Origin of the sequence: Rhodocaloribacter litoris, assembly GCF_011682235.2 — a bacterium.
In the GTDB taxonomy this organism is placed as follows: Bacteria; Bacteroidota; Rhodothermia; order Rhodothermales; family ISCAR-4553; genus Rhodocaloribacter; species Rhodocaloribacter litoris.
The window spans coordinates 1,105,438-1,130,682 of sequence record NZ_CP076718.1 but is presented as its reverse complement, the minus strand read 5'-3'; the positions used below and the strand labels follow the sequence as shown (position 1 = coordinate 1,130,682).

21 protein-coding genes are annotated in these 25,245 nt (G+C 68.7%); 19 read left to right on the top strand and 2 right to left on the bottom strand.

What is annotated here, in order from left to right; all coding sequences use genetic code 11:
- The 4 genes from nrfD to GQ464_RS04745 all read left to right on the top strand — a co-directional run.
- On the top strand, positions 1–1,042 hold a 1,042-nt coding region (gene nrfD / locus GQ464_RS04760; protein WP_228350598.1), incomplete at its 5' end, for an NrfD/PsrC family molybdoenzyme membrane anchor subunit.
- Positions 1,043–1,255: 213 nt separating this feature from the next.
- Positions 1,256–4,177 (top strand): molybdopterin dinucleotide binding domain-containing protein, encoded by a 2,922-nt coding sequence (locus tag GQ464_RS04755; protein ID WP_166975946.1) that lies wholly within the window; start codon positions 1,256–1,258, stop codon positions 4,175–4,177.
- Between the two features lie 203 nt (positions 4,178–4,380).
- A complete protein-coding gene (locus GQ464_RS04750; protein WP_166975943.1) occupies positions 4,381–5,013 on the top strand; it encodes a helical membrane plugin domain-containing protein in 633 nt (210 codons plus the stop codon).
- A gap of 51 nt (positions 5,014–5,064) precedes the next feature.
- Entirely contained in the window at positions 5,065–6,267 is a 1,203-nt protein-coding gene (locus GQ464_RS04745; protein WP_166975940.1) for an NAD(P)/FAD-dependent oxidoreductase, read from the top strand.
- Positions 6,268–6,340: 73 nt separating this feature from the next.
- Here GQ464_RS04745 and GQ464_RS04740 read toward each other — a convergent pair whose 3' ends face one another.
- Both GQ464_RS04740 and GQ464_RS04735 read right to left on the bottom strand, forming a co-directional pair.
- Positions 6,341–6,889 (bottom strand): YceI family protein, encoded by a 549-nt coding sequence (locus tag GQ464_RS04740; RefSeq protein WP_166975937.1) that lies wholly within the window; start codon positions 6,887–6,889, stop codon positions 6,341–6,343.
- Positions 6,890–6,964: 75 nt separating this feature from the next.
- Positions 6,965–7,468, bottom strand: coding sequence for a MarR family winged helix-turn-helix transcriptional regulator (locus GQ464_RS04735; protein ID WP_228350597.1), 504 nt, complete (start codon positions 7,466–7,468; stop codon positions 6,965–6,967).
- 186 nt (positions 7,469–7,654) lie between these two features.
- On the opposite strand from GQ464_RS04735, the gene GQ464_RS04730 reads away from it, so the two are divergent.
- From GQ464_RS04730 to paaZ, 15 genes are all read left to right on the top strand, one after another.
- On the top strand, positions 7,655–8,158 hold the full coding sequence (locus GQ464_RS04730) for a GbsR/MarR family transcriptional regulator (protein WP_166975934.1): 504 nt from the start codon (positions 7,655–7,657) through the stop codon (positions 8,156–8,158).
- Between the two features lie 95 nt (positions 8,159–8,253).
- Positions 8,254–10,683, top strand: a complete 2,430-nt coding sequence (locus GQ464_RS04725) for a TonB-dependent receptor (protein ID WP_166975931.1) — start codon at positions 8,254–8,256, stop codon at positions 10,681–10,683.
- Positions 10,684–10,685: 2 nt separating this feature from the next.
- Positions 10,686–11,429 (top strand): 3-oxoacyl-ACP reductase FabG, encoded by a 744-nt coding sequence (gene fabG / locus GQ464_RS04720; protein ID WP_166975928.1) that lies wholly within the window; start codon positions 10,686–10,688, stop codon positions 11,427–11,429.
- A gap of 4 nt (positions 11,430–11,433) precedes the next feature.
- Positions 11,434–12,408: a 3-oxoacyl-ACP synthase III family protein gene (locus GQ464_RS04715; RefSeq protein ID WP_166975924.1), complete on the top strand. Its 975-nt coding sequence runs from the start codon at positions 11,434–11,436 to the stop codon at positions 12,406–12,408.
- Positions 12,409–12,418: 10 nt separating this feature from the next.
- Positions 12,419–13,894 (top strand): sodium:solute symporter family transporter, encoded by a 1,476-nt coding sequence (locus GQ464_RS04710; protein WP_166975921.1) that lies wholly within the window; start codon positions 12,419–12,421, stop codon positions 13,892–13,894.
- On the top strand, positions 13,891–15,405 hold the full coding sequence (locus GQ464_RS04705) for an acyl-CoA synthetase (RefSeq protein WP_166975918.1): 1,515 nt from the start codon (positions 13,891–13,893) through the stop codon (positions 15,403–15,405). The genes GQ464_RS04710 and GQ464_RS04705 overlap by 4 nt, the downstream gene beginning before the upstream one ends.
- Entirely contained in the window at positions 15,402–16,328 is a 927-nt protein-coding gene (locus GQ464_RS04700; RefSeq protein ID WP_166975915.1) for an alpha/beta fold hydrolase, read from the top strand. The genes GQ464_RS04705 and GQ464_RS04700 overlap by 4 nt, the downstream gene beginning before the upstream one ends.
- 134 nt (positions 16,329–16,462) lie before the next feature.
- Positions 16,463–17,446: a TorD/DmsD family molecular chaperone gene (locus GQ464_RS04695; RefSeq protein WP_228350595.1), complete on the top strand. Its 984-nt coding sequence runs from the start codon at positions 16,463–16,465 to the stop codon at positions 17,444–17,446.
- A gap of 125 nt (positions 17,447–17,571) precedes the next feature.
- Positions 17,572–18,363: an enoyl-CoA hydratase-related protein gene (locus GQ464_RS04690; RefSeq protein WP_166975909.1), complete on the top strand. Its 792-nt coding sequence runs from the start codon at positions 17,572–17,574 to the stop codon at positions 18,361–18,363.
- Positions 18,364–18,417: 54 nt separating this feature from the next.
- Complete coding sequence (locus GQ464_RS04685; RefSeq protein ID WP_166975906.1) at positions 18,418–19,611, top strand: 3-hydroxyacyl-CoA dehydrogenase NAD-binding domain-containing protein; 1,194 nt, start codon at positions 18,418–18,420, stop codon at positions 19,609–19,611.
- A gap of 356 nt (positions 19,612–19,967) precedes the next feature.
- Positions 19,968–20,408 carry a hydroxyphenylacetyl-CoA thioesterase PaaI gene (gene paaI, locus GQ464_RS04680; RefSeq protein WP_166975903.1) on the top strand — a complete coding sequence of 147 codons (441 nt, stop codon included), beginning with the start codon at positions 19,968–19,970 and terminating at the stop codon, positions 20,406–20,408.
- A 153-nt stretch (positions 20,409–20,561) separates the two neighbouring features.
- Positions 20,562–21,767, top strand: a complete 1,206-nt coding sequence (gene pcaF, locus GQ464_RS04675) for a 3-oxoadipyl-CoA thiolase (protein ID WP_166975899.1) — start codon at positions 20,562–20,564, stop codon at positions 21,765–21,767.
- 110 nt (positions 21,768–21,877) lie between these two features.
- The gene (locus GQ464_RS04670; protein ID WP_166975896.1) at positions 21,878–22,405 is read left to right on the top strand and encodes a four helix bundle protein; all 528 of its coding nucleotides are present in this window, start codon (positions 21,878–21,880) and stop codon (positions 22,403–22,405) included.
- An 89-nt stretch (positions 22,406–22,494) separates the two neighbouring features.
- On the top strand, positions 22,495–23,109 hold the full coding sequence (locus tag GQ464_RS04665; RefSeq protein ID WP_166975893.1) for an acyltransferase: 615 nt from the start codon (positions 22,495–22,497) through the stop codon (positions 23,107–23,109).
- Positions 23,110–23,175: 66 nt separating this feature from the next.
- Positions 23,176–25,242 (top strand): phenylacetic acid degradation bifunctional protein PaaZ, encoded by a 2,067-nt coding sequence (gene paaZ / locus GQ464_RS04660; protein ID WP_166975890.1) that lies wholly within the window; start codon positions 23,176–23,178, stop codon positions 25,240–25,242.
- Positions 25,243–25,245: the final 3 nt, after the last annotated feature.

Sequence of the window (25,245 nt, the reverse complement as noted above, 5' to 3'; positions counted from 1 at the left end):
CGACGGGCACGACGCCCCGCCGGCCTCGCCCGCGCCGTCCGCCCCGCCGGCGCGACGGGCCGCGAAGGGCACACCCATCCGCACGCCGGGGGCGCAGGGGGTGCCGGAGCCCGGCGCCCTCCTGATCGGCGACGGGCGCATGGCCGACCACATGGTGCAGGTGGCCTACAACGCCCAGCACAAGATCCCGTGGCACTGGCCGGTGCCCGCCTACCTGGTCACCAAGGCCATCGCCGCCGGCGTGTTCATGCTGCTGAGCCTGGGCGCGGGGCTGGGGCTGTTCGCCTTCGACGCGCCGGCGTTCGTGGCCGGCGGGCTGGTGGCCCTGCTGTTCCTGGGCCTCACCACCGGGCTGCTCGTCTACGACCTCGAGCGCCCGGAGCGCTTCCTCCGCATCCTGACGCGGCCGCAATGGAAGAGCTGGCTGGTGCGCGGGGCGTTCCTGCTGGTGGGCTTCAGCGTGGTGACGGGGCTGTGGTGGATCCTCGAGGCCGGCGCCTGGCTGGGGTGGCTGGATGCCGCCGTGGCCGACGCCGCGCGCCCCTGGCTCCTGTGGGCCGGCCTGCCGCTGGCCTTCGGCACGGCCGTCTACACGGCGTTCCTGTTCGGGCAGGCCGAGGGGCGCGACCTCTGGCAGAGTACCCTGCTGCCCCTGCACCTGCTCGTACAGGCCTTCGTCGCCGGGGGGGCGGCCCTGCTCGTGCTCGACGTGTTCCTTCCCTTCCCCGCCGGCCTGGCCCACACCGCCCGCCTCGCCTTCGGCGTGGCCCTCGGCCTCGACCTGCTGGTGACCTTCACCGGCGAGTTCGGGATGCCGCACGCCTCCGAGGCCGCGGCCCGCGCCGCCCACGCCATCCGCCACGGGCGCTACCGCCACCACTTCTGGCTCTGGAGCGTGACGGCCGGCCACCTGATCCCCCTGGCCCTGCTGGCCGCCGGCGAGCCGGTGACCGCCGGCCTGGCCGGGCTGCTCAGCCTCGCCGGCCTCTACGCCTACGAATACGCCTTCGTGATGGCCCCGCAGGAAATACCGAACTCGTAAGAATGGTGAGTGGAGGGAGGAGCGTGGAGCGTGGACAAAATACAAGCGACACGGATCGGGTTTTTCCCATGGGAAGCGTTCAACGTTACCGGGAGCTACTACTCGTCCACCTGATCCAGCACGCCGATCCATGGACCCTCCGCCCATCCACCCAGCCACCCACCCAGACACCCAAACACCCAGACACCCTTCACCCAATCACCCCGAACCGCCATGTCCTCCGACCTCGACACCTCCTTCGGCCCGCCGGCCTTTGCTGAGACCGACGCAGCCCCCGAGAAGCTGACCACGGTCGTCCACCCGGACGGGCGTCTGAGCCAGTACCCGCCCCCGGAGCGGTGGGACGACTGGGTGGAGTGGGACGGCAAGGCCTGGCCGCGCCGGGTGGCCCGCCGCTACACGCTCGTGCCCACCGTCTGCTTCAACTGCGAGAGCGCCTGCGGCCTGCTGGCCTACGTGGACCGCGAGACGCTCGACATCCGCAAGTTCGAGGGCAACCCGAAGCACCCGGGCAGCCGGGGGCGCAACTGTGCCAAGGGGCCGGCCACCATCAACCAGACGTACGACCCCGAGCGGATCCTCTACCCCCTCAAGCGCGTCGGGGCGCGCGGCGCGGGGCGGTGGAAACGCATCTCGTGGGAGCAGGCCCTCGAAGAGATCGGCGCGAAGATGCGCGAGAGCCGCCTGCGCCGCCGCGACGGCATCATGTACCACGTCGGGCGGCCCGGCGAGGACGGCTACACCAACCGCGTCATCCAGGCCTGGGGCGTCGACGGTCACAACAGCCACACCAACATCTGCTCGGCCAGCGCCCGCCTCGGCTATTACCTGTGGGCCGGCTTCGACCGCCCCAGCCCCGACTATGCCCACGCCCGCACCATCCTCCTCATCTCCAGCCACCTCGAGACGGGCCACTACTTCAACCCCCACGCCCAGCGCATCATGGAGGCCATGCAGCAGGGCGCCAGGCTCATCACCTTCGACCCCCGCCTCTCGAACACCGCCTCGAAGAGCGACGTGTGGCTGCCCACCTGGCCCGGCAGCGAGACCACCGTCCTGCTCGCCATCGCCAACCACCTGATCCAGACCGGCCGCTACGACCGGGCGTTCGTCCGCCGCTGGGTCAACTGGCGCGAGACGCTCCGGGCCGTGGCCGAGGGCCGGCTGGCCGTGGACGACGACGCGCTGAAGCACGAGATCCAGCAGGCCACGATCGACGCCGGCGACGCCGCCTTCGACCTGTTCGACCGGCTCCTGAAGCACCTCTACGGCCGCTTCACCTTTGCCCGGGCCGCCGCCGAGGCCCAGGTGCCCGAGGACCGCATCCGCCAGGCCGCCGACTACGTGGCCGACTGCCAGGGGCGGCTGGCCGCCCACAACTGGCGCAGCGCCAGCATCGGCAACCTGGGCGGCTGGCAGGTCACCCGCGCCCTCTTCTTCCTGAACGTGCTCACCGGCTCGGTGGGCGTGCGCGGCGGCACCTCCGGCAATGCGTGGAACAAGTTCGTCCCGAAGCCCTTCGACCAGCCCCCGCCCTTCAACGCGTGGAACGAGCTGCACCTGCCCCACGAGTGGCCGCTGGCGCACTACGAGATGAGCTTCCTCCTGCCCCACTTCCTGGAGGAAGGACGCGGCACCGTCGACGTCTACTTCACCCGCGTCTACAACCCGATGTGGATCAACCCCGACGGGTTCATGTGGCTGAAGGCCCTCCGCGACGAGGAGAAGATCCGATGCCACGTGGCGCTGACGCCCACCTGGAACGAGAGCGCCTGGTTTGCCGACTACGTGCTGCCCATGGGCCACGCCGGCGAGCGGCACGACCTGATGAGCCAGGAGACGCACGCCGGCCAGTGGATCGCCTTCCGGCAGCCCGTGCGCCGCGTGGCCCTGGAGCGGCTGGGCAAGAAGGTGCGCTTCACCTACGAGGCCAACCCCGGCGAGGTGTGGGAGGAGAACGAGTTCTGGATCGAGCTCTCCGCCCGCATGGACCCTGACGGCAGCCTGGGCATCCGCAAGCACTTCGAGAGCCCGTACCGGCCCGGCGAGATCATCACCGTGGAAGAGTATTACCGGTGGATCTTCGAGAACAGCGTGCCGGGGCTGCCCGAGGCCGCCGCCGCCGAGGGCCTGACGCCGCTCGCCTACATGCGCAAGTACGGCGCCTTCGAAGTCACACGCGAGAACTACGCGCCGTACGACCGGCCCGTCGAGGCCGCCGATGCCACGGCCGACGCCCTGGGGCGGCTCCGGCGGGGCGAGGAGGTCGTCGGCGTGGTCGTCGACGGCGTCCCGAAGGCGGGCTTCACCACCCCCAGCCGCCGCCTCGAGCTCTTCTCCGAGACGCTCCACGCCTGGGGCTGGAAGGAGCGCGACTACACCATCCCGTGGCCCCTCCAGAGCCACGTCCACCCCGACCGCATCGACCGGGCGAAGGGCGAGATGCTGCTGCTGCCCAACTTCCGCCTGCCCACGCTCATCCACACGCGCTCGGCCAACGCCAAGTGGCTCTACGAGATCAGCCACAAGAACCCCGTGTGGATGCACCCCTCCGACGCCGAACGGCTCGGCGTGGAGAGCGGCGACCTGGTGCGCGTCGAGACCGAGATCGGCTACTTCGTCGACCGGGTGTGGGTGACCGAGGGCATCAAGCCCGGCGTCATCGCCATGAGCCACCACCTGGGCCGCTGGCGGCTGCAGGAGGGGATGGGCGTCAACCGGGGCGCCTCGAACCTGGTGCGCCTGCACGACGAAGGCGGGGGGCGTCACAACCTGGAGGTGCTCCACGGCGCCACCGCCTTCCGGTCGTGGGACGCCGACACCGAGCGCATCTGGTGGAAGGACGTGGGCGTGCACCAGAACCTGACCCACGGCGTCCACCCCGACCCCGTCAGCGGGGCGCACTGCTGGCTCCAGAAGGCCGTCAGCGTCCGCAAGGCCGGGCCGGACGACCGCCACGGCGACGTCTTCGTGGACACCAACCGCTCGATGGCCGTCTACCGCGAGTGGCTGGCCCTGACGCGCTCGGCCCTCGACCACAGCCCCGACGGCACCCGCCGCCCCTACTGGCTCAAGCGCCCGCTCAAGCCCGTGAAGGAAGCCTATCGCCTCCCGGACAAGCCTTTCGGGCGGTGAACCGACGGCCCCTGCCGGGGATTCCCCTACACCGCTTGCCCCGTTTTGCCTGTCGATGCGCCGGGCCGGGGGCGTGTATACTCCCTCTCCGGCGCCCGTCGTCCGGCCACGCCGCGGCGGTGCCCGCGTGACAACGTCACGGAAAGGCCCGCCCGGGCCTCTTTATGTTGAACCCGACCTCGTCCCGATCCTGCCGAAACGCCATGGAACCGACGCAACCCGACGGCGCGGCCACGTTGCAGGCCCGCCTTCACGAGCCCGAGACGGCGGCGGCCCTGAACCGGCTCCTCGACCGCCTCGACGTGCTCGACCGGGCCCTCGCGGCCGCCGAGACCGCCGCCACGCAGGCCCCGGGCATGGCCGCTATGTTCGTCGACATCGCCGACGAGGCCGCCGCCCGCGCCCAGGAACGCGGCGTAGACCTGGACCAGCGCCTGCACGACGCCCTCGACCTCGTCGAGCGGCTGACGGCCCCCGAGACGACGCGCGTCCTCAAGCAGCTCCTCGACCGCATGGACCGGCTCGAAGCGCTCCTGGCGCTGGCCGACCAGGCCCCCGGCATGGCCGCTATGTTCGTCGACATCGCCGACGAGGCCGCCGCCCGCGCCCGGGAGCGCGGCGTCGACCTGGACGAGACCCTGAAGCGGGCGGGCACGCTGGCCGGGTCGGCCACGCTGGCCCTGGCCGAAGCCTCGGCCACCACCCCGGCCACCCCGCCCCGCCTCGGCCCCTTCGGCCTGCTCCGCGCCCTCCGCGACGCCGACATCCAGCGGGCGCTGGCCTTCGGCCTCCAGTTTGCCCGCGCCTTCGGCCGGGCGCTGCGCCGCAAGGGCTGACCCGTAGCGCAGCCCGTCCTCCCTGACAACCAACCCATTCCCGGGATCGCCATGAAAGACCACTATCACGTTCTCATCGTCGGCGGCGGCACGGCCGGCCTCACCGTGGCCGCCCAGCTCCGCAACCAGCCCGACCCCGTCGAGGTCGGCCTCATCGAACCCTCCGAGAAGCACTACTACCAGCCCATCTGGACGCTCGTCGGCGGCGGGGTGGTGCCCCGCGAGGTCTCCGAGCGCGACGAGGCCGACTACATCCCCGACGGCGTCACCTGGATCCAGGACGCCGTGACGGCCTTCGACCCGGACAACAACACCGTCACCACGCGCGACGGGCGAACCATCGGGTACGATTACCTCGTCGTAGCGCCCGGCATCCAGCTCGACTGGCACAAGATCCCCGGGCTGAAAGAAGCGCTGGGCTCCCACGGCGTGTGCAGCAACTACAGCTACGACACCGTCTCGTACACCTGGGAGACGCTCCGCAATCTGAAGGGCGGGCGGGCGCTGTTCACCCAGCCGGCCACCCCCATCAAGTGCGGCGGCGCCCCGCAGAAGATCATGTACCTGGCGGCCGACCACCTGCGCCGCAAGGGGCTGCTCGATCAGACTGACATCCAGTTCATGTCGCCTGGCGCGGTGGTCTTCGGCGTGAAAGAATTCGCCCGGACGCTGGAGAAAGTCATCGCCCGGTACGGCATCACGTTCAACCTCAAGCACGAGCTGATCGAGGTGCGCGGGCCGCAGCAGGAGGCCGTCTTCCGCGTCACCGACGAGGCGGGCAACACGTCGGAGAAGGTGGTCGGCTTCGACATGATCCACGTGACCCCGCCGCAGAGCGCGCCCGACTTCATCAAGCAGAGCCCGCTGGCCAACGAGGCCGGCTGGGTGGACGTGGACAAGTACACCCTCCAGCACACGCGCTACCCGAACGTCTTCGGCCTGGGAGACGCCGCCGGCACGCCCAACGCCAAGACGGGCGCGGCCGTGCGCAAGCAGGCGCCCACGGTGGTGCACAACCTGCTGCAGTTCCGCGCCACCGGCGCCCTCGACCAGCCCAAGACGTACCACGGCTATGCCTCCTGCCCGCTCGTGACCGGCTACGGCAAGCTGGTGCTGGCCGAGTTCGACTACGATAACAGGCCGGTGCCTTCCTTTCCCTTCGACACGACCCAGGAGCGCTACAGCATGTACGCGCTGAAGCTGTACGCGCTGCCGAACCTGTACTGGCACGGTATGCTCCGCGGCCGCGCCTGAACGCCAGGGCCCCGGTGCATCTCCGGGCGGACGCTCCCCGCCGCGTCCGCCCGGAGACCGGGGGCGCGGAACGTCAGGCCGTCTCGGGCACCTGCTCGACGGCCTCGACCTCCAGCTCGAGCTGCACGTCCTCGCTGACGAGCACCCCGCCGGTCTCGAGCACTGCGTTCCACGTCAGCCCGAAATCCTTCCGGTTGATGGTGGTACGACCCTCGAAGCCGACGCGGTTGTTGCCCCACGGGTCGCGGCCCTTGCCCGTGAGGGCCCCCTCGATCTCCACCGTGCGCGTGACGCCGTGGATCGTCAACGCACCCACGAGCGTGAACGACGTGCCCGACACGTCCTTCATGCCGGTGCTGCGGAAGGTGATCTGCGGGTACTTCTCCACGTCGAAAAAGTCGGCCGAGCGCAGGTGCTCGTCCCGCTGGTTGTCGTGCGTGTTGATGGAGGCCGCCTCGATGGTCACCTCGGCCGCCAGCGTGGCGAGGTCGTCGTCTTCCATCGAGATCGTGCCCTCGAACTTTTCGAAGGCCCCGCGTACCTTGGCGAAGCCCATGTGACGGACGGTGAACCCCAGCCGCGAGTGCGACGGGTCGATGGCGTAGGTGATGCGGTTGGACATGGCTCGGTCATTTGTTTGGTTGAACAAGTATTTGTGCACGAGAAAACGGGCCGGGGGAGCGTCGAAACGACGGGGTCAGGAAACCGCTGCGGCGACCTGCTGTGCGTGCCGTCCGAGGCGCTTGAGCAGGTCGATGGCGGCCTGCTGTTCCGAGGCGTTCAGCCCGGCCATGAGGCGATGCACGAGCTGCCGGTGCTCGTCGAAGACCGGCGTGATGAGGGCCTCTCCGGCCGGGGTGAGCGCGGCAAAGACGATGCGGCGGTCCGCTTCGCAGGCGCGGCGTTCGAGCAGGCCGCGCCGCTCCAGCTTGTCGATGACGTAGGTCATGCTGCCGCTGCCGAGCAGCAGGTGCCCGCCGATCTCCCCGATGGGCAGGGGCCCCTTGTGCAGAAGCACCTCGAGCACCCCGAACTCCGTGAAGCTGAGCCCGTGCGCCTCGACCTGCCGGCGCAACGGTTCCGCGATGCTGCGGACGACACGGTTCAGCACCACCCACAGCTTCAGCGCCGGATCGTATGTCCCGTTGGCCAGCGGCATCCCGCCCTCGTTTATCTCGAATTCGAGATAATATACCAACATGGAATGACGGGGTTTCAGGACGGCTCACGCCGAAGGGCCGGTTGCGGAAACGTGTGCGCCTGCGCGCCACGCCATCGTGGCCGAAAAGCCCGAATCGGTCGCCTCGCTTCACATGCTCTTGACAGGCGGAAGGGCTTTCGTTACCTTTCGTTTGAATTTTTTCAAACAAAACAAAAATTCCCTGTCGTGCAGCGCACCCTGACGCCCCTGCAGCGAGACCTGGTTGAAGAGTTCGGCAACATCTACGAGCGCTACGGCCTCGCGCGGCTGAAGGGGCTGATCGTGGGGCTGTTGCTGACCCAGGCCGATCCGCTCTCGCTCGACGAGATCGCCACGATGCTCAACCGGTCCAAGGGTCCCATCTCGAGCACCATCCGGGAGCTGGCCAGCATCGGCCTGGTGCGCAAGGTCAACGGCCCGGAGAACCGCCGCGACTACTACGTGGCGCACCCCGACCTCTTCCTGAACAACTTCAAGTTTAACCTGGCGACCGTGCGCAAGAATCGGCGCACGGCCGAGCAGTTCCTGCGCGAGATGGAGGCCACCGGGGAGAGCACCTACCACGCAGCCCTCGGACGGCTGCGTCACATGGAAGCCTTCTACCGGCTCATGGAACAGTTCTACGAGAGCTTCACGCAGGAGTGGGAGCAGGTCCAGGCGAGCCTGGAGGAGGCGGCGCGGACCCCCTGAACCGCTTTTTTTTGACCATCACGTTTGAAAAATTTCAAACGTTGAGGCTATACGACATCCTCTTACGGCGAGATCACAAAAACACGGAGGTGGCCATGAAACGACTGCTCTGGCTATGCTGCCTGGCCTGGCTGGCAGGCCCGCTCGCCCTGGCACAGCAGGTCTGGATCGAGGGGCAGGTGCAGGAAGCGGGCAGCGGCGCGCCGTTGCCCGGCGCCAACGTCGTCCTGCCGGCAACGCAGCAGGGCACCACGACCGGCCCGGACGGCACGTTCCGCCTGGGTCCGGTGGCGCCCGGGCGCTACGTGCTCCAGGTTTCGTTCGTGGGGTTCCAGACACTGGCAGAAACCGTGGACGTGGGCACGGCCCCGGTCCGGCTGACGCTGGCGCTGTCCCCCGTCCTCCTCGAAGCCGACGAGGTGGTGGTCACCGGCACGCGCCAGTCGGAAAAGCTGCTCGATGCGCCGGTCACCATCGAGACGATCACGGCGGCCGACCTGACCCGCACCGGCGGCGGCACCTTCCTCTCGGCCCTGGCCGGCCTCAAAGGCATCGACTTCGTGGACGCCGGTATCAATGCGCAGGGGATCTCGGCCCGCGGCTTCAACAGCCAGTTCAACACGCGCATGCTGGCGATGACCGACGGCCGCATGGCCCAACTGCCCGGTACGGGCCTGCCGCAGGGTAACTTCCTGCCGACGGCTCCGCTGGACGTGAAGGCCATCGAGGTGGTCGTCGGGCCGGCCTCGGCGCTCTACGGCCCCAACGCCCACACCGGCGTGGTGAACGTCATCACCAAGGACCCCTGGGACGAGGCGGGCGTCTCGCTGGCGGCCCGCACCGGCGAGCGCTCGCTGATCGACGTGACGGGCCGGGCGGCCGGCACGGCCGGCGCCTTCGGCTGGAAGGTCACCGGGCAATACCTGGAGGCCGACGACTTCGAGCCGAGCCGCGAGGAAGGGCTGCACGACTACGGCACGTCGATCTACGAGGGCGACGTGCTGCGGGACCTCGACGGTTACCACATCCGCTCGGCCAAGCTGGAAGGGTTCCTGTACTACCGGCTCGGCGCGTGGCAGGCCCAGGGCGGGGCCGGCTATTCGACCAACGACAACTTCGGCCTGACCAACAACGGGCGTAACCACATCCGCGGCTGGGAGGTGCTCTACCAGACCGTGCAGGTGAGTCACCCCCACTGGTACGCCCAGTTCACCCACACGAAGAACGATGCCGGCAAGACGTACCAGCTCAACGCCGTGGTGCAGGCGGCGGCTGCGCAGGTGGCGGCCGGCGTGCCCCTGGAGCAGGTGGACCTGGATGCTCTCCGCCGGGCCAGTATGTTCGTCGATCGCGGGGCGCTGCTCGACGGCGAGGTCCAGTACCGGCACGACCTGCCCTTCCTGCAGGGGCGCGTCGTCACCGGTCTGCAGATGCGGCGTTACCGGCCCGACTCCGACGGGACGTTCCTGGCCGACGCGGGCGGCGAAGACCTGAGCGCGACCGAGGTGGGCGGCTACGCACAGCTCGACCTGCGCCTGGTGCCGGACCGCCTCCGCCTGGTGACGGCCGCCCGCCTGGACGGCCACTCGAACTACAGCACCCAGTTCAGCCCCAAGGCGGCGCTGGTCTACACGGCCCTCCCCGGCCACAACGTCCGCGTCGGCTACAACCGCGCCTTCAAAAGTCCCACCATCCTGGAGAACTATCTGTTCATTCCCATCCGCCGCTTCGACCTGGCCCCCGGCTACTACGTCAACGCCTTCGGCAACCGGGACGGCTATGTGATCAAGGACCCGGCCGGGCAGGTGGTGAGCCGGGTCGATGGGCTGGAGCCGGAGCAGGTCGACGCGCTGGAGCTGGGCTACAAAGGCGCCTTCGGCAGCCGGGCGTTCGTGGATGTGGTGGGCTATTACTCCTGGTATCGTAACTTCATAAGCCCGCTGACGCTGGTGGCCGACGGCTTCACCCAGATCGCCTACGAGGCCGACGGCACCACGCCGGTGGTTGCCCCCGCCTCCGACGCCGCCTTCAACGGCCTGCTGACCTACCTGAACTTTGGCCGGGCGCAGGTGGCCGGGCTGGATGCCGGGCTGACGCTGTATCCCTCGCCCTACGTCACCCTCTCGGGCAGCGTCTCGCTCATCTCGCTCCGCAGCTTCACCGAGGCGGCCGGGCAGACCGAGCTGCCGCTCAATGTGCCCGAGACCAAGCTCAAGGGCAACGTGACCGTCCGCAACGTGGGCCTGCAGGGCTACTTCGTCAGCCTGAGCGCCCGCTACCAGAGCGCCTACCGCTTCGTGTCGGGCTACTGGAACAGCGAGACCCTGCTGCCCGACGGCGAGGTGCCGGCCCGCACGGTGCTGGACCTGACGCTGGGCTACAAGGTTCCTCGCACCGGCCTGGACCTGACGCTCAGCATCTCGAACCTGCTCGACGAGGCGGGATACGACGCGCTGGGCGCGCCCGTACGCGGCCGTTTCGTCTGGTTCGGCCTCACCTATCACCTTCCGGGATTGCGGTTCTAATCATGGGGAAACTGGCAGATAAGATGGCCATCGTGACGGGCGGCGCCCGCGGCATCGGCCGGGCCACGGCGACGCTGTTCGCCCGCGAGGGGGCGGCCGTGGTGGTGGCCGACCGGGACCGCGAGGCGGCAGAAGCCCTCGCTGGCACCTTGCAGGCCGAGGGCGCCCGCGCGCTGGCGCTCCCGGTGGACGTGACCCGGCCCGAGGATACCGAGCGTATGGCCCGCGAGACGGCCGACCGCTTTGGCCGCATCGACATCCTGGTCAACAACGCGGGCATCACGCAGGACGCCACGCTCCGCAAGATGACGCCGGAGCAATTCCGGGCCGTCGTCGAGGTCAACCTGACCGGCGTCTTCCTGTGCACAAAGGCCGTGCTGCCCTACATGGAGGCGCAGGAGCGCGGGTGCATCCTGAACGCTTCGTCCGTGGTGGCCCATGCCGGCAACTTCGGGCAGACGAACTACGTGGCCACGAAAGCCGGCGTGATCGGGATGACGAAAACCTGGGCACGGGAGCTGGGGCGACGCGGCATCCGGGTCAATGCGGTGGCGCCCGGGTTCATCGAGACCGACATGACGCAACAGGTGCCGGAGAAGGTGCTCGATGCCGTGCGGGCGCGCACGCCGCTCGGGCGCCTGGGGCGTCCCGACGAGGTGGCCCGCGCTTACCTGTTTCTGGCATCGGACGAGGCCTCGTTCATCACGGGCGCGGTGCTCAACGTGGATGGAGGGCTAACGCTGTAGCGGAATGGCACGAGCACAGATCATTGGAACCGGGATGTACGCACCGCCGCGGGTGGTGACGAACGCCTACTTCAACGACTACTACGGCGAAGACGTCGATAGCTTCCTCCGCACCCAGCGAAACATCCGGGAGCGGCGATATGCCGGCGACAGGCAGACGACGTCGGACCTGGTGGTAGAAGCGGCCCGGGCGGCGCTGGCGGAGGCCGGTATGACGCCGGAGGACCTGGCGCTGATCATCGTAGCAACCGACACGCCGGACTATCTGTCGCCGGCCACGGCCACGGTGGTGCAGCACAAGCTCGAGGCGCGACGCGCCGGCACGTTCGACGTCAACGCCGCCTGCGCCGGCTTCGTGACGGCGCTCGACATCGGGCGTCGGTTTGTCGAGGACGGGGTCGGGCCGGTGCTGGTGGCCGGCGGCTACCTGATGAGCCGGTTCCTCGACTTCTCGCAGCGCAACATCGCCACGCTGTTTGCCGACGGTGCCGGAGCCGTGGTGCTGGCCCCCGCCACCGGCGACGAGCCCGGCATCCTGCTGTCCCGGCTGGAGGCGGAGGGACAGTACCACGGCCACATGGGCATCTACGCCGGCGGCGCCTGCGCCCCGAACGGCCACCAGGTGCTGTCCTTCCGCCAGAAATTTCCCAAAACGTACAACGTAGACCACTGGACGCGTCTGGTGCGCCGGCTCTCGGACGAATTGGGCGTGCAGCCGGAAGCGGTCGACCACCTGTTCTTCACCCAGATCAACGTACTCAGCATCCGGGAGACGCTGGAGACGCTGGGTCTGCCGGAGACGCGCACCCATTACGTGATGGATCGCTTCGGGTACACGGGCAGCGCCTGCATCCCGATGGTGCTGGCCGACGCGGCCCGCGCGCACCGCCTGCGACGCGGCGACCTGGTGTACCTGATCGCTTCGGGCGGCGGCGCAGCGCTGGCGGCCATGGCGCTCCGCTGGGCCTACGACACCTGAGGGGCAAGCCATGCTGACGGACCATACCATCGGCTGGGGATTTTTTCTGGCCTACCTGCTGCTGGTGGGGGGCGCGGCCCTGCTGGGGATGCGCGGGGCGCGGGGGCTGGCAGGCTTCTCCGTCGGAAGCCGCACCGTCAGCCCGGTGATGGTGGGGCTCTCGCTGGCGGCCAACCTGACCAGCGCGGCCACCTTCGTGATCAACCCGGGGCTGGTCTACCTCTACGGCTGGGCGGGTTACCTGGGCTACGGCCTCGCCACACCGCTGGGCATCCTGGTGGGCCTGATCGTGCTGAGCCGCCGCTTCCGTCAACTGGGCGACCGTCATGCCGCCCTGACGCTACCGCAATGGATCGCAACCCGTTTCGGCGACCGGCGCCTCGGTGTCCTCTACGCGCTGCTGAGCCTGCTGCTCGTCACGTTCATGATCCTGATCGTGGTGGGGCTGGCCCGGGTGCTCGCCAGCGTGCTGGGCATCGGGCTGGTCGTGGCGCTGGTGCTGACCATCGCCATCCCGCTGGTGTACCTGCTGCTGGGCGGCGCGGGCGCGCACACGCTGACGAACACGGCGCAGGCGCTGATCATGCTGGTCGTGGCCGTGCTGCTGATCGGGTCGGGGCTGGCCTACTGGGAAGGCGGCCTGTCCGGCCTGCTGGCGCGGCTGGCCGCCATCGACCCGAACCTGGCGCGTCCGGTCAACCCCGAGAGCCTCCTGTTTCGCAGTTTGTTCGAAGTGTTCGTGGCCAACTTCGTGGTCGGCGTGGCCGTCATCACCCAGCCGCACCTGCTCTCGAAGGCGCTCTACCTGCGCTCGGAGGCCGACGTGGGGCGCTACCTGCTGGTCGGCTTCGGCGTGGCGTTCGTCTTTTTCTCGGTGCTGCTGACCGGGTTGTACGCCCGGCTGCTGATGCCGGACGCCGGGCTGGTGGCCGATGCGGTCATCCCGACCTACCTGGTCGAGCGCTTCGGACCCGTCGTGCGCGGCCTGATCACCATCGGGCTGCTGGCGGCCGGCTACTCGACGCTGGAGGGGCTGATGGTGGCGCTGGCGGCCATCGTCGCCAACGACCTGTACCGGTCCTGGGCCCTGCTCCGGGGCATCGCGCCCGAGGTGGCCGAGCGGCGGGCACTCCGGCTGGGCAAGCTCACGCTGGTGGTGCTGGCCCCCGTGCTGTTCGTGCTCGGCTACGACCAGCTCACACCGGCCCTCTCGGTGGCGATTCTGGCGCAGAATGGCGTCTATGCGCTGTTTGCCGCCACGTTCGCGCCGGTGTTGATGGGGGTGCTGGGCGTCGCGCTCCGGCCGCGGGTGGTGGTGGCGGCGGCGCTGTCTGCGCTGGTCATCCACTTCGGCATCTACTACGGACAGCTCGGCCCCTACTGGAACAACCCGGCCGTCCCTGCCACCTGGGCCGTGCTGGGCAGCACGGCCGTCGCCCTGCTGGGCCGGTGGACGCAGAAAAAAGCAGCGCAACCGGCGACATGACGAGGCCCCCCTTCATCCGCACCGACTGGCTGGAGCGCAACGCGCTGTACGGGCCGGACCGCCCGGCCCTCACCTGGGTGCCGGACGGCACCACCTGGACCTTTGCCCGGCTGCACGAGGAAGGCGAAGCCCTGGCCGCCGCCCTCGCGGACCGCTTCGGCCTGCGGAAAGGCGATCGCGTCGCGATCCTGGCGGAAAACCGGCCCGAGCACGTACTGCTGTTCGTGGCCTGCCAGAAGGCGGGCTGGATCCTGGTGCCGCTGAATTACCGGCTGGCCGTGCCCGAACTGGCCTATCAGGTAGCGGACAGCGCACCGGCGCTGCTGGTCTACGACGCCGCGTACGCCGGCACGGCCCGGAAGCTGGGCACCGAGACCTTGCTTCCGCTGGAGACGCTCCGCACGTGGGCCGCTTCCGGGGCCCGCCTCGGAGCGCGGCCGTCGATCGGCCTGGACGATCCGCTCATGATCCTCTACACCTCCGGCACGACGGGCCGCCCGAAAGGTGCGCTCATCACGCACGGCATGATCGCCTGGAACGCCTTCAACACCATCCACCGGCTGGACCTGACGGGTCGGGACGTCTCCTTCAACGCAGCGCCGTTCTACCATACGGGCGGCTGGAACGTGCTGCTGACGCCCTTCCTGTTCAAAGGCGGTCATACGTACCTGCTCGACGGTTTCGACCCGGAGCGGATCCTCCGGCTCTGTGACGAGGCCGGCATCACGATCCTGTGGGGCGTGCCCACCATGCTCCGGATGCTGGCCGACCATCCCCGGTTCGAGGATACATCGTTCGAGACGGTCCGCTATGCCATCGTGGGGGGCGAGGCCATGCCCGAGCCCCTCATCCGGCGCTGGCACGCGAAGGGCGTCCCGATCCGCCAGGGGTTCGGGATGACGGAGGTGGGCGTCAACTGCTTCTCGCTGCCCGAGTCCGACGCCCTCCGAAAGATCGGCTCCATCGGCTTCCCCAACTTCTATATCGAGACACGGATCGTGGACGAAGAGGGGCACGACGTGGAGACCGGCGAGGTGGGCGAGCTACTGATGCGCGGGCCGGTGGTGACGCCCGGCTACTGGCGACGCCCCGAGGCGACGGCCGAGGCCATCGACGCGGACGGCTGGTTCCACACGGGCGACCTGGTGCGGCGGGATGCCGAAGGGTATTTCTACGTGGTGGGTCGCAAAAAAGACATGTACATCAGCGGCGGGGAGAACGTCTATCCGGCCGAGATCGAGGCCGTGCTCCGGGCACATCCGGACGTGGCCGATGTCGCCGTAGTGGGGGTCCCCGACCCGAAGTGGGGCGAGGCCGGGGCCGCTTTTCTGGTCCTGAAGCCCGGGCGGACGCTCACGCCCGATGCCGTGCGGGCCTACGTCCGGGCGCATCTGGCCGGCTACAAGGTGCCCCGCCACGTGTTTTTCCTGGAGGCCCTGCCGGTCGGCCCCACCGGCAAGTGCGACAAGCAATCGCTGCGAGAACAGGCGCTGAGCGCGCTCCCATCATGAAACTCATCGGATTCCTGTTGATGATGCTGCTCACGATTACCGGGGCGGTGGCCCAGCCGCTTGTGGGCTATCCGGCCTCACTCGATACGATTGAGGTGCAAGGCTACCAGATGGTCTACCACGATAGCGGGACCTTCGGGCCTCCGGTGGTGCTCGTGCACGGGCTCGGCACCAACCTGTCGATCTGGCGGGAGGTGCTGCCGCGGCTCAGCCCGGAGGTGCGCGTGCTGGCGCCGGACCTGCCGGGCTTCGGGCTTTCGGACAAGCACGACGTGCCGGCCACGCCGTCGTTTTACGCCGACGTGCTGGCCGCCTGGCTGGACACGCTGGGGCTGGCGCAGGTCGACGTCGTGGGCCTGTCGATGGGCGGGCAGGTCGCGCTGATGATGGCGCTGCGGCACCCGGACCGCATCCGCCGCCTCGTGGTGGCCGCGCCGGCGGGCATCGAGACCTTCACGCCCGAGGCCGCCGCGCAGCTCAAAGCGCTGTTCACGGCCGATGCCATTGCCGCCATGCCGCCGGCGCTCTATGCACAGAACGTGCAGCGCAATTTTGCCCGGTGGGACCCGGAGCGGTATGGCTGGCTCCTGACGCAACGCGAGCAGATGCAGCAACGCCCGGATTTCCGGGCCTATGCCGGGGCCAACGCCCGGGCTGTGGCCGGCATGCTGGACGAGCCGGTGTTCGAGTACCTGCCGCGCGTGCCGCACCCCGCGCTGGTCGTGTTCGGCGAGGACGATCAGCTCATCCCCAACCGGTTCTTCCGGCCTTCGGAAACCCCGGCGGATGTGCTCCAGCGGGCGCTCGACCGGCTGCCAAACGCCGAAGGCGTGCTCCTCCCCGGGGCCGGGCACCTGCTGGTGCTGGAGCAGCCCGAAGCGTTCGTGGCACAGGTGCGGCGTTTTCTGTGGCCGGCGGATTAGAATGACGATCGCGGTTCTGTCTCACCGGGTCGCGCATTCGCACTTTTGCACCGCTTTTTTTAGTATGGGGCTGTCTGGTCCTCGAGCCATCCTTACGAGCGGGCGCAGCCCTGACTGCGTTCAGTCTGCTCTCCATGTCCGATCACGACGTTCTGCTTCGTCGGGGCCGTACGTGCCGGCTCCTCAGTCGCCTTTACCTGGAAGGGCTGAAAGACCCGCTTCTACCCGCTCTCCGCGAGGTACCGATGCTGGTCCAGGCACTTCCCGGCGCCATCGACTGGGACGGGATGGCTGCCGACCACCAGCACCTCTTCGGTTTCAACGTCTTTCCCTACGCCGGCGTTTTTCTCGATCCGGACGGGCGGCTCAACGGGCCGGTGGCCGATGAGGTCCGGCAGGTCTTTCTGCGTTCGGGATGCCCGCTTCCGCTGACCGGGGAGAGTCTTGACCACCTGGGGCACGAACTGGCGTGGCTCGCCCACATGATGCACGCGGAGGCCGAGGCCCTGCAGGACGGCATCGCCGCGGAAGTCCGGCGCATCCGGTGGATGCAACGCCGCTTCCTGGATCACCACCTGCTCGGCTGGCTTCCCCTCTTTCTGGAGGCGGCCCGGGGGCAGGCGTCGCCCTTCTTTCGACGTCTTCTCGATCTGACGCAAGACGTCGTATGGGCCCATCGCCGTGCCCTGGGACCCGCACCGCCCGAGGAGGCGACGCCCTTCACCCTGCCGGCGCCGCCGGCTCTGCTCGACCTGCCGGAGACGGGCCTGAAGGAGATTGCCGGCTATCTGGCCACGCCGGTCTGGGCCGGTTTCTTCCTCGGCCGGGACGACATCGGGGCGCTGGGGCGGAGGATCGGCGTCCCGTGTGGTTTCGGCAACCGGCAACAGATGCTGGTGAACCTGGTGCGGGCTGCCGCCGAGTACGACCGGCTCGTGCACCTGGTGGCGGCCCTGAAGGAGCGCGTGGCCGTCACCAGGGCCGGCCTGCGCGACCTGGTGGCGGGCGATCTGCCCGGGTTGAGGGAAGCCCTCACACCCTGGCTCGAACGCCTCGAGACGACGGATCGCCTGCTCGACCGGGTGCGCGGGGCCGCGCAGGAACGGGGGCGCTCGTAGCCGTGGGGCTTTCGTGAGGGCACGGAGGCCGGGCGGCAGACCAGCCGGCGGGGCGGCTTTTCCTTTTTCGCCTTTCCTGAGTACCTTCCCGCCACACACCTTCATCTACGGACCATCGGAGACGCATGGCATACCGGTTCATCCGATACGAGGTCGACGCCGGGGTGGCGATGCTGACGCTGAACCGCCCCGACGTGCTCAACAGCTTTCACCGCCCGATGGCGGAGGAGACCATCGACGCGCTGCAACAGGCCGCAGCCGACCCGACGGTGCGGGCCGTTCTCCTGACGGGGGCCGGCCGGGCCTTCTGTGCGGGGCAGGACCTGCAGGCCGTGCTGCCGAAAGAAGGGGAGCCGCCGGCGGATCTGGGCGAGATCGTTCGAACGCAATACAATCCCCTCGTGCGGCTCATCCGGCACACCGAGAAACCGTTCGTGGCGGCCGTCAACGGGGTGGCCGCCGGCGCCGGGGCCAACCTCGCGCTGGCGTGCGATTTCGTGCTGGCGGCCGAGACCGCCGCGTTCATTCAGTCCTTTGCCCGGATCGGGTTGATTCCCGACAGCGGCGGCACCTTCTTCCTGCCCCGGCTGGTCGGGCTGGCGCGTGCCACGGCCATGATGATGCTGGCCGACAAGGTGCCCGCATCCGAGGCGCAGGCCATGGGGCTGATCTACAAAGTCTGTGCGCCCGAAGCCCTCCTGGCCGAGGCGACGGAACTGGCGCGGCACCTGGCCACGATGCCCACCCGCGGTCTCGGCCTCATCAAGCGGGGCCTCAACCAGGCCTTCGCCAACGACCTCGACACCCACCTCGACGTCGAAGAGCGGCTCCAGCGCGAAGCCGGGCAGACGCACGACTATCACGAGGGGGTGGCCGCCTTCCTGGAGAAGCGCAAGCCGGTGTTCCGGGGGGAATAGGCAGGTGCCGGACGCGCCCGCGCATCAAGAATCACGCAAGACGAGGAAGCCTTCATGGCAGAACCCCTCACCGCCGAAACGACCGTCGGGGTGCTCGGTGCCGGGACGATGGGGCGCGGCATCGCGCAGGTCGCCGCCACCTACGGGCACCCGGTGCTGCTCTACGACACGAACACGAAGGTGCTTCACGAGGCCCGCGCCCATCTGGAAAAGATTCTGGCGCGGCAGGTGGAGAAGGGACGGATGGCTCCCGGCGAGGAGGCCGCCATCCTCGGGCGCATCACGTTCCTCTCGGACGAGCCCGAGCCGCTGGCGGCCTGCGGCCTCGTCATCGAAGCCATCGTCGAGGACCTGGCCGTCAAGCAGGACGTCTTCTCCCGGCTCGACCGGCTGGTGGCCGAGGACGCCCTGCTGGCGACGAACACCTCGTCGCTCTCGGTGACGGCCATCGCGGCGGCGTGCGACCGGCCCGAGCGGGTGCTGGGCCTCCACTTCTTCAACCCGGCACCCCTGATGCCGCTGGTCGAGGTCGTCCCCGGCGTGGCCACGTCGGAAGAAGCCCTGGCGCGGGCGCGCGCCCTGGTCGACGCCTGGGGCAAGACCACCGTGCTGGCTCGCGACACGCCGGGGTTCATCGTCAACCGGGTGGCCCGGCCCTTCTACGGCGAGGCCCTCCGCATCCTGGAGGAGGGCCTCGCCGACGTGCCCACCATCGACTGGGCCATGCGCGAGATCGGCGGCTTCCGCATGGGGCCCTTCGAGCTGATGGACCTCATCGGCAACGACGTCAACTACAAGGTCACCGAGACGGTGTGGACGGCCTTCTTCTACGAACCCCGCTACCGTCCCTCTTTCACCCAGAAGCGTATGGTGGAGGCCGGCCGCCTCGGGCGCAAGACGAAGCGGGGTTACTACGACTACCGCGAGGGCGCCACGAACCCCGAGCCCGTCACCAGCCCCGCGCTCGGCAAGACCATCTTCCAGCGCATCCTGGCGATGCTCATCAACGAGGCCGTGGACGCCGTCTTCTGGCGCGTGGCCGCCCCGGCCGACATCGACCTGGCCATGACGAAGGGGGTCAACTACCCGAAGGGGCTGCTCCACTGGGCCGATGAGCTCGGCCTGAAGACGGTGCTCGGCTGGCTGGAGGCGCTGCGGGAAGAATACGACGAGGAACGCTATCGCCCGAGCCCGCTCCTCCGCCGGATGCTCCGGCGCGGCGAGCGTTTCTTCGACGAGGGTACGTGACGCGGGGCGGATCCAGCCGGACGCACGGCCGGTTGCAGAGGCGCACCCGTAAAGGGTGCGGCTACAGGGTTGATGCATGTAGCCGCGGGCTTCAGCCCGGGCATGTTACTGCCGGTTGCGGGGGCGCACCCGTAAAGGGTGCGGCTACAGGGTTGATGCATGTAGCCGCGGGCTTCAGCCCGGGCATGCTACTGCCGGTTGCGGGGGCGCACCCGTAAAGGGTACGGCTACAGGGTTGATGCATGTGGCCGCGGGCTTCAGCCCGGGCATGCTACCGGTTGCGAAGGTGAACGGAGGGGGCCGGGTCTGCCCGGTCTGCCCCCCACCATGATCTTTTTACCAAATTAAGGCGCGGTATGGATGACGAACCCCGGGACGACGACGCGCAGGCCCGGGCCGAGCGCATCGTGGCGCAGATGATGGCGCGCGACGCGTTCAGCCGGTGGCTGGGCATCGAGGTGCTGGCCGTGGCGCCGGGGCGAGCCAGGCTCCGCATGACCGTCCGCGAGGAGATGCTCAACGGCTTTGCCGTGGCCCATGGGGGCGTCACGTATGCCCTGGCCGACAGCGCCCTGGCCTTCGCCTCGAACACCCGCGGGCGGGTGGCCCTGGCGCTGGAGAACTCCATCTTCTACCCGGCCCCCGTCCACGCCGGGGACGTGCTCACCGCCGTGGCCGAGGAGATCAGCGCCGCGAACCGGGTGGCGGCCTACGACGTAACCGTCACCCGCGCCGACGGCACCAAGGTGGCCGTCTTCCGGGGGACGGTCTACCGCACGAAACAGTCGCACGACTGAGCCGTTCTCCGGTAGCGCTTCCGGGGTGTAGTGCGTAGTTCGTATTTCGTAGTACGTAGAATTCGATCTTTACGCACCACGCACTACGCACTACGCACCACGCACCACGCACCACGCCCTACGAAATCCACGTATCCCCTTTTTTTCCAACGCATGAGAGACGCGTTTCTGATCGACGGCCTTCGCACGCCCATCGGGCGGCTGGGCGGGTCGCTCTCGAACGTCCGCGCCGACGACCTGGCGGCCCATGTGCTGCGGGCCCTGCTGGACCGGCACCCCGACCTCGATCCCGCCGCCGTGGACGACGTGTACATGGGGTGCGCCAACCAGGCCGGCGAGGACAACCGCAACGTGGCCCGCATGGCGCTGCTGCTGGCGGGCCTGCCGCACACGGTGCCCGGCGTGACGGTCAACCGCCTGTGCGCCTCGGGCATGAGCGCCGCCGTGGAGGCGGCCCGCGCCCTCCGTCTCGGCGACGGCGACCTGTACCTGGCCGGGGGCGTCGAACACATGACCCGCGCGCCGTTCGTCCTGTCGAAGGCCAGCCAGCCCTTCGGCCGCGACGTGGAGTTGTTCGACACGAGCCTGGGCTGGCGGTTCGTCAACCCGAAGATGGAGGCCCGGTACGGCGCCGAGGCGATGGGCTGCACGGCGGAGAACCTGGCGGAACTGTACGGCATCAGCCGGGAGGACCAGGACCTGTTCGCCTACCACTCGCAGCGGAAGGCGGCGGCGGCCCGTGAGCGGGGGCGGCTGGCCCGCGAGATCGTGCCGGTGGAGGTGCCGCAGCGCAAGGCCCCTCCGCTGGTCTTCGACGCCGACGAGTTCCTCCGGCCGGACACCACGCTGGAGGGGCTGGCGAAGCTGCGCCCGGCCTTCCGCGAGGGCGGCACCGTCACGGCGGGGAACGCCTCGGGGCTGAACGACGGGGCCTGCGCGCTGCTCATGGCCTCGGAGGAGGCCGTCCGGCGCTTCGGCCTCACGCCCCGCGCCCGGATCGTGTCCTCGGCCGTCGTGGGGGTGGAACCGCGCATCATGGGCATCGGGCCGGTGGAGGCCTCGCGCCGGGCACTCGCCCGCGCCGGCCTCACGTTCGACGACGTGGCGGTGATCGAACTGAACGAGGCGTTCGCCGCGCAGAGCCTGGCCTGCATCCGCCAGTGGGGCCTGCCCGACGACGACCCGCGCCTGAACCCCAACGGCGGTGCCATCGCCCTGGGCCACCCCCTCGGCATGACCGGCGCCCGCCTCCTGCTGACCGCCCTCCACGAGCTCGAAGAACGCAACGAGCGCTACGCCCTCTGCACCCTCTGCGTCGGCGTCGGCCAGGGCATGGCCACCGTCATCGAACGGGTATGAGGGGGAGGATTGGAAGATTGCATATTGAATATTGGAAAATTGGGGGCGGGCGGTGCGTAGTGCGTATTTCGTAGTGCGTAGATCCGTATTTGACTTTGGGAGCTGGTACCATGGATGAGACATCGCAAGCGTATGGAGCATGGGTGGCCTCGGTGCCGGAGACGCTTCTGCACGATCCACTATGGCGCATGAAGGTGTATCGCATCGCACTATTTTTGGTTGACGTGGGCTGGGGGGATGTGTCTGCCTTGATGCAGGATAGGCGAATGTACAGGGTTGCTGAGCAACTGTATGGTGCGCTGGGATCGATCGGGGCCAATATTGCCGAGGGGTATTCGCGTGCGAGCGGGCGTGACCGCGCTCGTTATTATGAATATGCACTCGGTTCAGCCAGAGAGTGCCGAAGTTGGTATTATCAGGCCCGCCATGTTCTGGGCGATGAGGTGATTACTCACAGGATGAAATGTCTGGAGCAAGTCATACGTATGTTGCTTCGCATGATTCCTTCTGAGCGTGCTGGAAAAGCATTCGAGCCAGAAGTCATTTATGGGCAAGATTCCAGTTTAGAACAAACTTCTGAAGGATGGCCTCCCCCCATGGAAGCCCTTCTTCGCTCTGTTCCCGTTGTTTCTATGTAAAACGGGTCTGTCCCGCACCACGCACCACGCACTACGCACTACGCACCACGCACCACGCACTACGAACCACGCACTACGCCTATTATCCCATGCCGAACATCTTCGAGTTCGAGGGCTTTCGCCCGGTCATCCACGAGAGCGCCTTCATCCACCCGAACGCCACAGTGGTGGGCAACGTTATCATCGGGCGGGACGTGTATGTGGGGCCCGGCGCGGCCATCCGGGGGGACTGGGGCGAGATCGTCATCGAGGACGGGTGTAACGTGCAGGAGAACTGCACCATCCATATGTTTCCCGGGGTGACGGTGCGCCTCGAAGAGGCCGCCCACATCGGCCACGGCGCCGTCATCCACGGGGCGCGCATCGGGCGAAACACGCTCGTGGGGATGAACGCCGTCGTGATGGACAACGTGGTCGTCGGCGCCGGGTGCATCGTCGGGGCGCTGTGCTTTGTCCCGGCGGACATGCACATCCCCGACCGCAAGATCGTCGTCGGCAACCCGGCGAAGATCGTGGCGGACGTGAGCGACGAGCGGCTGGCGTGGAAGACGGAAGGGACGCGGCTCTACCAGCAGCTCCCGGCGCAGCTCCGCCGCTCGCTCCGGCCCTGCGAACCCCTCCGCGAGGTGCCGCCCGACCGGCCCAAAATGGAAACGACGTACAAAACGTTTCGGGAGACGATGGCCGAGAAGACGAAGGCCTGATTCGTCCCGCGCTTCGTGGGCCTTTTGCGGCCCTCCCCGTATTCACCCTGAACGATACCGGCAGCCATGGAAACGACAGTCTATCTCGGGAAAGTGCAGAGCTATGCGCAGGGGCGCTGGCACGCGGGCGAAGGCGAGGCCCGCACGGTCTATCACGCCGTCACCGGGGAGCCGGTGGCCGAGGTGTCGAGCGCGGGGCTCGACTTCAAAGGGATGCTCGACTACGCCCGCACCGTCGGCGGGCCGAAGCTGCGGAAGATGACCTTCCACGAGCGCGCCCGGATGCTCAAGGCGATGGCCCAGTACCTGATGGCGCGGAAGGACGAATTCTACGAAGCCTCCTGGGCCACCGGTGCCACGAAGAAAGATGCGTGGATCGACGTGGAAGGCGGCATCGGCACGTTCTTCGTCTATTCGAGCAAGGGCCGCCGCGAGCTGCCTGACGAGCCGTTCCTGCTCGACGGCAAGCCGGAGATCCTCTCGCGGGGCGGGACGTTCATCGGCCACCACCTCCTGGTACCGCTCGAAGGGGTGGCCGTGCACATCAACGCGTTCAACTTCCCCTGCTGGGGGATGCTCGAGAAGCTGGCCCCGACGTTCCTGGCCGGGATGCCCGCCATCATCAAGTCCGCCACGGTGACGGCCTACGTCACCGAGCGGATGGTGCGGGCGATGATCGAGTCGGAGATCCTGCCGGAGGGGGCGTTGCAGCTCATCTGCGGCGGCGTCGGCGACCTGTTCGACCACCTGACCGGGCAGGACGTGGTCACCTTCACCGGCTCGGCCGAGACGGGCCGGCGCCTCAAGGCGCACCCCACGATCCTGCGCGAGTCGGTGCGTTTCAACATGGAGGCGGACTCGCTCAACTTCTCCATGCTCGGCCCCGACGTGACGCCGGACATGCCCGAGTTCGATATCTTCATCAAGGAGGTGGCCGGGGAGATGACCATCAAGACGGGGCAGCGGTGCACGGCCATCCGCCGGACGTTCGTGCCGGCGGACCGCGTGGAGGCCGTCGTCGAGGCCCTTTCGAAGCGGCTCGGCGGGGTGACGGTGGGCAACCCGGCCAACGAGGCCGTGCGCATGGGGCCGCTGGTGAGCCGGGGGCAGGTGGCGGAGGTGCGGGAGCGCCTGGCCGAGCTGGCCGCCGCCGGCGAGGTGGTCTACGGCGGCCTGAACAATGGCTTCGAGGTCGTCGACGCCGACCCCGCGAAGGGCGCCTTCTTCCCCCCGACGCTGCTCTACTGCCCGCGCCCGTTCGAGCACACGGCGCCGCACGACGTGGAGGCGTTTGGGCCCGTCAACACCATCATGCCCTACGGCGACCTCGACGAGGCCATCGCCCTGGCGAAGCGGGGCAAGGGCAGCCTGGTGGGCTCGCTGGTGACGGCCGACGACCGGGTGGCCCGCGACGTGGTGCTGGGCACGGCGGCCTACCACGGGCGGCTCCTGCTGCTCAACCGCGACTGCGCGAAGGAGAACACGGGCCACGGCTCGCCGCTGCCGCACCTGGTGCACGGCGGCCCCGGCCGCGCCGGCGGCGGCGAGGAGATGGGCGGCATCCGCGGGCTGCACCACTACATGCAGCGCACCGCCATCCAGGGCTCGCCCACCACGCTGACGGTCGTCGGCGGCGAGTGGATGCCCGGCGCCGCCCGCCCCGAAGCCGACGTCCATCCCTTCCGCAAGTACTTCGACGAGCTTACCGTCGGTGAGACGCTCACCACCGCCCGGCGCACCGTCACCGAAGCCGACATCGTCAACTTCGCCGGCGTCAGCGGGGACTACTTCTACGCCCACATGGACGACCTGGCGGCCCGCGAGAGCGAGATCTTCGAGGGGCGCGTGGCCCACGGCTACTTCGTCCTCTCGGCGGCCGCCGGCCTGTTCGTCGACCCCCGGCAGGGGCCGGTGCTGGCCAACTACGGGCTGGAGAACCTGCGCTTCACCAAACCCGTCCGGCCCGGCGACACCATCCAGGCGAAGCTGACGGTGAAGAAAAAGACGTCGAAGGAGCCGCGCGAGGGCGAGCGGCCGAGCGGGGTGGTGGAGTGGCACGTGGACGTGACCAACCAGGACGGCGAACTCGTGGCCACGTACGACATCCTGACCCTCGTGGCCCGGCGGGGATGAGAG